This window comes from Arcobacter cryaerophilus gv. crypticus (assembly GCF_002993025.1).
Taxonomy (GTDB): domain Bacteria; phylum Campylobacterota; class Campylobacteria; order Campylobacterales; family Arcobacteraceae; genus Aliarcobacter; species Aliarcobacter cryaerophilus_B.
The window spans coordinates 1-1,604 of sequence record NZ_NXGI01000033.1; the positions used below are offsets into that span (position 1 = coordinate 1).

2 tRNA genes and 1 rRNA gene are annotated in these 1,604 nt (G+C 45.5%); all 3 read left to right on the top strand.

The annotated features are described in order from the left end of the window. Nucleotides 1-1,313, top strand: a 16S ribosomal RNA gene (locus CJ670_RS09445); the annotation flags it as partial. A gap of 122 nt (nucleotides 1,314-1,435) precedes the next feature. Beyond that, nucleotides 1,436-1,512: transfer RNA gene (locus CJ670_RS09450), tRNA-Ile, on the top strand. Between the two features lie 4 nt (nucleotides 1,513-1,516). Continuing rightward, nucleotides 1,517-1,592, top strand: a tRNA-Ala gene (locus CJ670_RS09455). Nucleotides 1,593-1,604 lie beyond the last annotated feature (12 nt).

Here is a 1,604-nt window from a genome sequence, read left to right on the forward strand (position 1 = left end):
TAAGGGAAAGATTTATTGGTAAGAGATTAGCCTGTATTGTATCAGTTAGTTGGTGGGGTAATGGCCTACCAAGACAATGACACATAACTGGTTTGAGAGGATGATCAGTCACACTGGAACTGAGACACGGTCCAGACTCCTACGGGAGGCAGCAGTGGGGAATATTGCACAATGGACGAAAGTCTGATGCAGCAACGCCGCGTGGAGGATGACACATTTCGGTGCGTAAACTCCTTTTATATGAGAAGATAATGACGGTATTATATGAATAAGCACCGGCTAACTCCGTGCCAGCAGCCGCGGTAATACGGGGGGTGCAAGCGTTACTCGGAATCACTGGGCGTAAAGAGAATGTAGGCGGATTGATAAGTTTGAAGTGAAATCCTATAGCTTAACTATAGAACTGCTTTGAAAACTGTTAATCTAGAATGTGGGAGAGGTAGATGGAATTTCTGGTGTAGGGGTAAAATCCGTAGAGATCAGAAGGAATACCGATTGCGAAGGCGATCTACTGGAACATTATTGACGCTGAGATTCGAAAGCGTGGGGAGCAAACAGGATTAGATACCCTGGTAGTCCACGCCCTAAACGATGTACACTAGTTGTTGTGAGACTTGATCTTGCAGTAATGCAGTTAACACATTAAGTGTACCGCCTGGGGAGTACGGTCGCAAGATTAAAACTCAAAGGAATAGACGGGGACCCGCACAAGCGGTGGAGCATGTGGTTTAATTCGACGATACACGAAGAACCTTACCTGGACTTGACATAGTAAGAACTTTCTAGAGATAGATTGGTGTCTGCTTGCAGAAACTTATATACAGGTGCTGCACGGCTGTCGTCAGCTCGTGTCGTGAGATGTTGGGTTAAGTCCCGCAACGAGCGCAACCCTCGTGTTTAGTTGCTAACAGTTCGGCTGAGAACTCTAAACAGACTGCCTACGTAAGTAGGAGGAAGGTGAGGACGACGTCAAGTCATCATGGCCCTTACGTCCAGGGCTACACACGTGCTACAATGGGATATACAAAGAGCCGCAATACGGTGACGTGGAGCAAATCTTATAAAATATCTCCCAGTTCGGATTGTAGTCTGCAACTCGACTACATGAAGTTGGAATCGCTAGTAATCGTAGATCAGCTATGCTACGGTGAATACGTTCCCGGGTCTTGTACTCACCGCCCGTCACACCATGGGAGTCGAACTCATTCGAAGCGGGGATGCTAAAATAGCTACCTTCCACAGTGGATTTGGCGACTGGGGTGAAGTCGTAACAAGGTAACCGTAGGAGAACCTGCGGTTGGATCACCTCCTTTCAAAGAAAAATATTAAGATTTAATTCTTAATATAAATAAAAAGAAAAAAACTACTTTTAACAACATATATTTAGTTTGTAAAGATTATTTGGAAGAACAACAGATAATTTATAGGTAAATATGGGCCTATAGCTCAGCTGGCTAGAGCGCTCGACTGATAATCGTGAGGTCTCAGGTTCAAGTCCTGATAGGCCCACCATTATGGGGAATTAGCTCAGCTGGGAGAGCGCCTGCTTTGCACGCAGGAGGTCAGCGGTTCGATCCCGCTATTCTCCACCATATACATATAAA